Source organism: Hydrogenophaga sp., from assembly GCF_018780385.1.
Lineage (GTDB): Bacteria > Pseudomonadota > Gammaproteobacteria > Burkholderiales > Burkholderiaceae_C > Hydrogenophaga.
In genome coordinates this window covers 40,289-49,654 of record NZ_JADMJO010000056.1, presented here as the reverse complement: position 1 = coordinate 49,654, position 9,366 = coordinate 40,289, and the positions used below count along the sequence as shown (strand labels likewise).

9 protein-coding genes are annotated in these 9,366 nt (G+C 65.6%); 3 read left to right on the top strand and 6 right to left on the bottom strand.

The genetic code is table 11. The annotated features are described in order from the left end of the window. Positions 1-130 precede the first annotated feature (130 nt). Both IV113_RS17660 and IV113_RS17655 read left to right on the top strand, forming a co-directional pair. Complete coding sequence (locus tag IV113_RS17660; RefSeq protein ID WP_291087587.1) at positions 131-1,579, top strand: IS1182 family transposase; 1,449 nt, start codon at positions 131-133, stop codon at positions 1,577-1,579. 304 nt (positions 1,580-1,883) lie between these two features. Continuing rightward, a complete protein-coding gene (locus IV113_RS17655; RefSeq protein ID WP_291087585.1) occupies positions 1,884-2,252 on the top strand; it encodes a YciI family protein in 369 nt (122 codons plus the stop codon). A 37-nt stretch (positions 2,253-2,289) separates the two neighbouring features. Here IV113_RS17655 and IV113_RS17650 read toward each other — a convergent pair whose 3' ends face one another. The 6 genes from IV113_RS17650 to IV113_RS17625 form a co-directional block, all read right to left on the bottom strand. Further along, positions 2,290-3,096 (bottom strand): carbon-nitrogen hydrolase family protein, encoded by an 807-nt coding sequence (locus IV113_RS17650; RefSeq protein ID WP_291087582.1) that lies wholly within the window; start codon positions 3,094-3,096, stop codon positions 2,290-2,292. Between the two features lie 49 nt (positions 3,097-3,145). After that, complete coding sequence (locus IV113_RS17645; RefSeq protein WP_291087580.1) at positions 3,146-4,822, bottom strand: NAD(P)/FAD-dependent oxidoreductase; 1,677 nt, start codon at positions 4,820-4,822, stop codon at positions 3,146-3,148. Between the two features lie 15 nt (positions 4,823-4,837). After that, positions 4,838-5,482: a LysE family transporter gene (locus IV113_RS17640; RefSeq protein WP_291087577.1), complete on the bottom strand. Its 645-nt coding sequence runs from the start codon at positions 5,480-5,482 to the stop codon at positions 4,838-4,840. A 187-nt stretch (positions 5,483-5,669) separates the two neighbouring features. Continuing rightward, a complete protein-coding gene (locus tag IV113_RS17635; protein ID WP_291087574.1) occupies positions 5,670-6,155 on the bottom strand; it encodes an SRPBCC domain-containing protein in 486 nt (161 codons plus the stop codon). Positions 6,156-6,213: 58 nt separating this feature from the next. Continuing rightward, positions 6,214-6,636, bottom strand: coding sequence for a VOC family protein (locus IV113_RS17630; RefSeq protein WP_291087571.1), 423 nt, complete (start codon positions 6,634-6,636; stop codon positions 6,214-6,216). A gap of 135 nt (positions 6,637-6,771) precedes the next feature. Beyond that, positions 6,772-7,797 carry a helix-turn-helix domain-containing protein gene (locus IV113_RS17625; protein WP_291087568.1) on the bottom strand — a complete coding sequence of 342 codons (1,026 nt, stop codon included), beginning with the start codon at positions 7,795-7,797 and terminating at the stop codon, positions 6,772-6,774. Positions 7,798-7,974: 177 nt separating this feature from the next. Between IV113_RS17625 and eat the strand changes: the two genes are divergently transcribed. Beyond that, positions 7,975-9,366: an ethanolamine permease gene (gene eat / locus IV113_RS17620; RefSeq protein ID WP_291087566.1), complete on the top strand. Its 1,392-nt coding sequence runs from the start codon at positions 7,975-7,977 to the stop codon at positions 9,364-9,366.

Below are 9,366 nucleotides of genomic sequence, written 5' to 3'. Positions count from 1 at the left end.
GGATAAGTCGCTGCTCAATACCTTCATGATTTGTCCAACGTCCGCTTCTGGCCGAGGCTGTGTGAAAACACTTCCCCAAACGGCTTCTCAAAAATAAAATTGGGTCACCCCATTTCCAGTGAGGTGGCCCATGAAGCGATTCATCGAAGGCGCAGACCGACACCAGGTCACGTTGTTGCCAGAGTTCCTTGACGACTACGTCGACGAAGACAACCCGGTGCGCATCGCCGATGCTTTCGTCAATGAACTCGATCTCGGCGCTCTTGGCTTTGAGGGCGCAGATCCCGCCGCCACTGGCCGACCTGGATATCACCCGTCGGTTCTGCTCAAGCTCTACATCTACGGCTATCTCAACCGGATCCAGTCCAGCCGCCGCCTGGAGCGAGAGGCCCAGCGCAACGTCGAACTGATGTGGCTCACCGGTCGTCTGGCGCCCGACTTCAAGACCATCGCCGACTTCCGTCACAACAATGCTCTGGGCATCCGCAACGTCTGCCGCCGCTTTGTCGGCCTGTGTCGCGAGTTCAAGCTCTTCTCCCAGGCCATCGTGGCAATCGATGGCAGCAAGTTCAAGGCCGTCAACAGCCGCGACCGCAACGTCACGCCCGCCAAGATCGAGGCGCGCCAGCGGCAGATCGAGGAAAGCATCCAGCGCTACCTCGATGCACTGGAGACGGCTGATCGCACCCAGCCTGCCGAGATGGAAGCCAAGACCGAACGGCTGCAAGACAAGATCCGGACCCTGCGCGAGCAGATGCGCCAGCTTGACGAGACCCGTGAGCAACTGAAGAGTGAGCCCGACGGGCAGCGCTCCACCACCGACCCCGACGCGCGCTCCATGGTCTCGCAGGCCAAGGGCTCAGGGCTGGTGGGCTACAACGTGCAGACGGCCGTCGATGCCAAACACCACCTGATCGTGGCGCATGAGGTGACGAACGTCGGCAACGACCGGGCACAACTGAGCAAGATGGCGCGAGCGGCACGCGAGGCCATGGGCACGAAGCAACTGCAGGCCTTTGCCGATCGTGGCTACTTCAATGGGACGGAGATCAAGGCCTGCGAGGATGCGGGCATCGCCGCCTTCGTACCCAAGCCCATGACCTCCAACGCGAAGGCCGAGGGGCGCTTCGACAAGAGTGACTTCATCTACATCGCCAAAGACGACGAGTACCAGTGCCCTGCGGGCGAGCGGGCGATCCACCGCTTCAGCACGCTGGAGAAAGGCGGTCTGAACGTCCATCTCTACTGGACCAGCGCCTGCCCGGGCTGCGCGATGAAGGCGAAGTGCACGACCAGCAGCTACCGGCGCATACGGCGCTGGGAACATGAAGAAGTGCTCGAGCGCGCGCAGCAGCGGCTGGACCGCAAGCCCGACGCCATGACCTTGCGACGGCGCACCGTGGAGCATGTGTTCGGCACGCTCAAACACTGGATGGGCTCGACGCACTTCCTGACGAAGACGCTGACGCATGTGGGGACCGAGATGAGCCTGCACGTGCTGGCGTACAACCTCAAGCGGTTGATGCGAATTCTGGGGATAGCGGAAACGATGAAGGCGATGCGGCTCTTGGGGGCATGAGCCCTTTGAGGCTCCCTTACCCTCTTGAAAGAGCTTTGCTGCGCGTCAAATCCGCCCAACGCAGTCCGACCACAAAGACGGCCTCCAGGTGACCTGAGGGCTCTATGAACACCTCATGAAGCAAGGGATCGGCAATACTGGCGTGCCCGTGGCGTTTCCACACAGCCTCGGCCGATGCCCGCCATGGTAGCCGCGTCTTGAGCGGGTCCGAAGGGGGCGTCACAACACAAACTTCCCGACTCCTGTCGATTGCCACCCGCCAGCTTCGTCGTGAAGACACCAGCCATCAAAAAAGGATGTCGTCATGAAGTACCTGGGCCTTGCGTATTACAACCCCGCCAAATTCGCCGCGATGGCGCCAGACGACGTGCAGGCGCTGGTGAGGCAGTGCCCGCCCCTGGACGAGAAGATGCGCGCCACGGGAAAGGTGCTGGTGTCCGCGTCACTGTCCGAGCCCAAGGACTGGATGACGCTGCGCCCGCGCGGCGGCAAGCCACAGATCAGCGACGGACCCTATACCGAGTCCAAGGAAATGGTGGGTGGTCTGTTCATCATCGAGGCTGCCAGCCGTGAAGAGGCGGTGCGCCTCGCGGCCATGCACCCCGCCGCCTCGTTGGGTGAAGCGGGAGGATGGGGCATCGAGTTGATTCCCATGGATTTCTATTTGGGCTGATGCCGATCCGGGGCGGTCATCACGTGGCCGCTGAGGTTCAGCCGCGCCCCTGCGGGTACAGGTCAGGGCGGCGGTCGGGCCATTGGCTGGCGCCACGGGCGCGCTGCAACTCTGCCGGGTCGAGTGTGACCAGCAGCAGTTCCGCCTCACGCCCCGCCGATGGGTGGGCGCCCGCCGAGGGGCCACACACGGTGCTGAAGCCTCCGTAGGTGGTGTCGCCTTCCTGCCCGCACGCGTTCGCGTAGGCCACATAGACCCGGTTCTCCAGCGCACGCGCGGGCAGCAGCACGCGCTGCACTTCGTCGAAGTTGATCATGTTGGCCGTGGGCACCACGATGGCGTCGGCACCCTGCAGCGCGAGGCCGCGCGCGGGCTCGGGGAACTCGATGTCGTAGCAGATCAGCAGGCCCAGGCGCCAGCCGTCCCACTCGAAGACCGCGGGCGCTTGCGGGCCGGGGCTGAACTGGGCGCGGTCGATGTCGCCGAAGAGGTGGGTCTTGCGGTAGTCGGCCACGCGCTGGCCCTCGGCGCTGATGAACTGCGTGGCGTTGAACGGCCGGCCCTCTGGGTTGTGCTCGGGGTAGCCGTAGACGATGGCGATGCCGTGGCGCTGCGCGATGGCGCTGACGGCCTGGGCCAGCGCGCCGTCCGCCGGCTCGGCGAGCGCGGCCACCGCTGGCGCGCCGATCTGGTAACCGGTGAGCGACATCTCGGGGCACACCAGCAGCGCTGCACCTTGGGCGCGCGCCTGCGCGGCGGTGGCGTCCAGCCTGGTCAGGGCTGCGGCGGTGTTGGCCGTGTAGGGGCACTGCCAGAGCGCGAGGGTGAGTGTGTTGGCGGTCATGTGGGTGGGTGAGGGCGTCGACAAGCTCAGCCCGAACGGGCTTGGTTTCTCAGTCGGGTAGGGTCACCGGCCCGAGCTCGGCAAACACGTCGCCCGGGCCGGGGTTGTCTGCATGTGTGTGACCACCGAGGTGCTTCACGATGCCCCACACCGCATTCAAGGAAGTCTGCACCGCGCCTTCCACCCACGCGGGTGTGAACGACACGTCGTCGCCGGCGATGAAGATGCCGCGCTCGGCGATCGCGAAGCCGTCCTGCATGAAGTGGCTGTACATGCGGTGGTTGTAGCGGTAGTGGCCGGGCAGCGCCCCCTTGAAGGCGCCCAGGAAATGCGGGTCGGCTTCCCACGACACGCTGATCGGGTCGCCAATGATGTGGCTGGCGATGTCCACGTCGGGGTAGATCTTCTTCAGCGCCGAGAGCGCGAGTTGCACGCGCTTTTCGGTGCCGTGCGGCAGCATCTTGAGCGCGTCGCCCATCCAGGCGTAGCTCAGGCAGATCACGCCGGGTTGGTCGGGTCCGTTGTCGAACAGGTAGGTGCCGCGCGTGAGCCGGTCGGTGAGCGTCATGCCCATGGTCGGCCAGCCGTTCGCCTTGAGGTCGTTCCAGAACGGGCGGTCCACCATCACGAAGGTCTTGGACGACTGCATGTAGCGCGTGCGGTCCAGCGCCATCCAGTGCTTCTGCGAAAACAGCGACTCTTCCACCGCGATCTGCGTGGTCAGCAACCAGCTCTGGCAGGTGGTGAGCACGGCGGGGTAGATTTGTGTGTTGCCCCAGGTGTCGGTGACGGCGAGTTCGTTGCTCGCTGCACGCGCTATTGTCCTGACGCCGGCGCGCGGCGAGCCGTGGTGCAGGCTGGCGAGCGTGGTGCCGGCGGGCCAATGGCGCAGCTCGCTCGCGGCGGGTGCGTGTTGCCACAGGCCCAGCGGCACCTGCTGCACACCGCCTTCGATCAGGTGCTGGTTCTCGTCGCAGCCGGTGAGCACCACGCGCAGGATTTCGAGCATGGAGTTGGGAAAGTCCGAGTCCCAGCCGCCGGTGCCGAAGCCGACCTGGCCGAACACCTCGCGGTGCTGGAACGAAAGCTTCGCAAAGGCTTTCGACGTGGCCACGAAGTCGTAGAAGGTGCGGTCGTCCCAGAGCGGCACGAGGCGGTCCCACAGCGCCTTGAGGCGCGCAATGTCGCGCTCGCGCAGCGCCTGCTGCAGGCCGGTGAAGCCCGCGCCTTCTTCAAGCGCCTGCGCCCAGGCTTCGGCCACTTCGCTGAACAGGGGTGGCAGATCGGCGAGTTCGCGCGCCCAGTGCGTCTGGCCTTCGAGGTCGACCACGGTGCAGCCGGCTGCGGTGGTCAAGGGGTTGGGAAACGGCCGGGTCTTCAGGCCCAGGCGGCTCACGTAGTGGAAAAACGCCGTGCCCGACGCAGGGAAGCGCATGCCGCCGAGCTCGGCCACCACGCCTTGAGCGCCCTCGAAAGTCTGCGAACGCAACCGCCCGCCCATCCGCGAGGCCTCGTACAGCACGGGCTTCAGGCCCAGCTTCATGAGCTCATAGGCGGCCACCATGCCGGCCATGCCGGCGCCGACGATGGCCACTTCCTGCCCCAGGCGCTCGGCGGGAATCTCGCCCAGGCCTTGCGGGTGGGTGATCCAGTCATCGAAAGCAAAAGGAAAGTCGGGGCCGAAAACGGTGACGGGCGCATCGGTGCTGCGCAGGGGCAGGGACATGGACATCTCCAGGGTTCAGGCCAGGCTGCTGATCAGCCAGAGCGCCGTGCCCCACATCATGAGCGCAACCATGCCGTCGAGCGCACGCCACACGTGCAGGGAGTTGAGCCGGCGCCCGAGCCAGAAGGCCGCCACCCCCAGCGCCAGGAACCACACCACCGAACCGGCGGCAGCACCCAGGCCGAACACGGTGCTGCCCTGCCCATAGGCCAGCGAAGCCGTGCCGATCAGCACCGCGGTGTCGAGCCAGGCGTGCGGATTCAGCCACGAGAAGGCCAGTGCCGACAGCACGGCCTGGCGGCGCGAGACCGGCTCGGCGACCACGGTGGCGAGGTTGTCATCGGCCTGGGTGTCGGGCGTCTGGGTGCGCGGGTGCAGGAAGCGCTGGAACGCCTGCCAGCCGTAAACCGAGAGGAACAGCACGCCGGCACCGACCAGGGCGCCCATCAGCTTGTCCGACAGGCCGCCGAGCTGCGCCAGGCCCAGCACGCCAAGCGAGATCAGCGCGATGTCGGCCACCGCGCACACGATCACCGTGAGCCACAGGTGCTGACGCTGCAAGCCCATGCGCAGCACGTGCGCGTTCTGCGGGCCGATCGCCATGATCAGCGAGATGCTCAGCACCATGCCGGCGGTGAAGGTGGGGAAGGCGAGGGTCATGGCGAAGGGCTCCGAAAACCGAGAGTGCCCGCCCAGGCAGGGCAGGTGAATGTCGTGGAGTGTGCCCGTCTGGGGTCGTTAATTAAACACAATCAATCAAAACTATGGTTGATCAATAAATTATTGAGTGATGGGGCGAGCGAGAGGTCGACCGGTCGCACTGGCCGGGGGGTGCTTCGAGCACGTCTCATCTCGATTGCGATGTCGCGTCGCGCTTTGTTGACGCGGCGGATGCAGCGATCAGTTCAGCCTTTGCCCGGACGAGGTTCGCGGACTTCCCTGATTCCAGGAATGTCTTCAAGTCGCACAGCACGATGCTGAAGCCTTCCGTGGCATTCACAGCCTGATCGACCACGTCGTTGCCCAAGAAGCCTTGAGCTTCCACGGCAACTCGTGTTTTGCCCGGAGACTGCTCGGAAAACTCCAGGCGAACCTTCAGTCCATCTGACCAGGTGAACGCAATGAGCCGTGCCGGCTGAAACTCGTCAACCACCGCGGTCTCGACGGCACCGGGAACCAGGAAGTGCCAGGTCACCTTCGCATTCTGGGACAGCGGCGCACTGGTCGACGCCAGCCAGAATTGGGTGATCTTGCCTGGATCGACGAAAGCGTTGAATGCCTCTTCAATGGGGCAGTTGATCAACTGCGATGCCTTGGCCATGGGATTCGTCATGCAGTGTCTCCAGTTGGGCACCGCCGTTCGCCAGCGCGGAGCCGAGATCTGAGGCGGCTCAGCCCAGTGACGCCAAGCCGGGATTGAACGCCACCTCCCACAGATGGCCGTCCGGGTCGAGGAAGCAGCCTGCATAGCCGCCATAGGACGTGGATTGCGCTGCCTTGACCACCTTGGCGCCCGCGCGCGCCGCCTCCTGCATTGCAGCATCGACCTCTGCCTCCGACGCAACGTTGTGGGCGATGGAGAACTCGGTGGAACTTGCCGCCTGCAACGGCAGAGTGCTGTCGGCGGCCAGACTCTTGCGTGGCCAGAGCGCCAGCTTCAAACCATGCTGCAAGTTGAAGAAAGCAACGGCCCCGTTCTCGATCTCGGTGCCGATGATGCCCTTGGTGGGGAAGCCAAGGCCGTCGCGATAGAAGGCAACTGCGCGTTCAAGGTCGTCGACGGCAAGCGTGATGAGCGTGATGTGTGGATTCACGATGCGAACCTCCAGATGGAAAGGTGGCTCCATGGCCATCGTATCCCTTGGCATCGATCTGGCAAAGAACGTCTTTGCCGTGCACGGCGGCTTGGCCGTGAACCGACCCCCGAACAGACCGGGGTCACGCGCGGCTCAAGCCTGCTGCCGCGTCTGTGAAGGCGTCTCGCCAAACAGCGCCTTGTAGTCCTGCGAGAAGTGGCCCATGTGCCAGAAGCCCCAGCGCGCCGCGGTGTCGGCGATGGTGGCCACGGTGGCCTGCTCGCGCAGGGCGCGGCGCACCGCGTTGAGCCGCACGGTGCGCAGATAGGTCGCCGGGCTGGTGCCCAGCGCCTCCTGGAAGCCGTTCTGCAAGGTGCGGCGCGTGACGTGCAGGCGCGTGCACAGCTCGGCCACGCTCAGCGGCTGCTCCGGGTGCTCGAAGACCAGCTCGCGCACCTTGCGCACCAGTTCCTGGCGGCGCAGCTGACGGGGGCTCATGGCCTCGCTCAGCGTCTGCGGCATCACCACGTCGCAGAGCACGGTCAGCAAGGCCTCGCGCAGCGTGCGCCGACTGGCCTCGTGGTGCAGCGCCTCGGGCTGTTCCTGCAGACAACGCAGCACCTCGCGCACCATGCCCGCGAGCCGGTAGCGCTGCAGCGCCGTCAGGGCCTGCACGCGTGGCACGCCGGCCCAGTGCTCGGGCCAGGGCTGCTGGTGCAGGGCCTGCACGTGGCGGGCCAGTTGTTCCTTGTCCAGCACCATGCCGTACAGGCCGTGGCCGGCCGGCACCTGCAGGTCGAACGGCTCCTCGCCACCAGCGAGCATGAGCTGCAGCCCGTGCGACGGGCGGCCCATGAAGCGCAGCCCGCTGTCTGCCTCCGGCACGGCCAGGCCCACCCAGACGCCGCCACGCCAGGGCCGGCAGCGCTGGTTGGTGGCGCAATTGGCCACTTCCTCGAACACCTGCAGGTCGTGGTCGAGCAGCTCGCGCACCTCGCCCTGGAAGGCGCCGGGCGAGGTCTGTTCGTAGTGTTGATCCCACGACGCCAGGTTTCGGGCGTGGATGTCCACATCCTGCGTGCGTTTGACGCGGAAGCAGGCGGCGGCAGTGTCGGACTGCACCAACATGGCGTGCTCCTTGGGAGGTGGTTCCAGCCGGGACTGAGTATCAAGTTTCATGCCACCGGGCGTTCCACAGGAAAACCCGGCCTGCGCTATCCCGAATCGGAAAAAAGACGGCTGGCGCCCCGACGCTTGCCCAAACGGGATACCACCGCGCGCAGCGGATTGCACAAGATGCCAGCCGGGCTGCCCGAGCCGTTTCGGGCGTCATCCATCCTTGATGCGAGCAACAACATGTCTACAACTCCCAAGCAGGTATCGCGGGAACTCAAGCCCGTGCTGGGCGCTTTCTCCCTCTGGGGCATCGCCGTGGGCCTGGTGATTTCGGGCGAGTACTTCGGCTGGAGCTACGGCTGGGCCAGCGCGGGCACGCTGGGCTTCCTGGTGGCCACGATGTTCGTGGCCCTGATGTACACCACCTTCATCTTCAGCTTCACCGAGCTGTCCACCATGATCCCCCACGCCGGCGGGCCGTTCGCCTATGCGCGCCGCGCCTTCGGGCCCACCGGCGGTTTCATCGCGGGCTTCGCCACCCTGGTGGAGTTCGTGTTCGCGCCGCCGGCGATCTCGCTGGCCATCGGTGCCTACCTGGGGCTGCAGTTCCCCTCGTTGGATCCCAAGATCGCGGCGCTGGGCGCCTACGTGATCTTCATCACCCTCAACGCGCTGGGCGTGGGCATCGCCGCGATGTTCGAGCTGGTGGTGACCCTGCTGGCCGTGGCCGAGCTGCTGGTGTTCGCCGGCGTGGTCGCCCCCGGCTGGTCGCTGGCCAACTTCACCGCCAACGGCTGGGCCGGTTCGAGCGAATTCACCATGGGCACCTGGGCCGGCATCTTCGCCTCCATCCCGTTCGCGATCTGGTTCTTCCTCGCCATCGAGGGCGCGGCCATGGCCGCTGAAGAGGCCAAGGAGCCGCGCCGCACCATTCCCATCGCCTACATCACCGGCATCCTCACGCTGGTGGTGCTGGCTTTCCTGGTGATGATCATGGCCGGTGGCGTGGGTGACTGGAGCAAGCTCTCCAACATCAACGACCCGCTGCCGCAGGCGATGAAGATGGTGGTGGGCGAGTCCAGCGGCTGGCTGCACATGCTGGTGTGGATCGGCCTTTTCGGTCTGGTGGCCTCGTTCCACGGGATCATCCTGGGGTACTCTCGCCAGATGTTCGCGCTGGCCCGTGCCGGGTATTTGCCGGCCTACTTCGCCAAGGTGCACCCGCGCTTCAAGACGCCGGTGCGCGCGCTGGTGGGCGGGGGTGTGGTGGGCGTGATAGCTGTGTTCAGCGACCAGTGGGTCACCTTCGGCGGCCTGCCGCTCACCGCCAACATCGTGACCATGGCCGTGCTCGGCGCGCTGGTGATGTACATCGTGTCCATGGCCTCGCTGTTCAAGCTGCGCAAGAGCGAGCCGCTGCTCGAGCGCCCCTACCGCGCCCCGTTCTACCCGCTGTTTCCGGCCATCGCGCTGGTCTGCGGCGTGGTCTGCCTGTTCGCGCTGGTGTACTTCAACGTCATGATCACGGTGCTGTTCGTGGTGCTGATGGTCCTGGCCTACCTCTACTTCCGCCTCACCACGGCGCAGCGCACGGCGGCACCGCTGGACGCCATGCTGGGCGTGGTGGAGTGA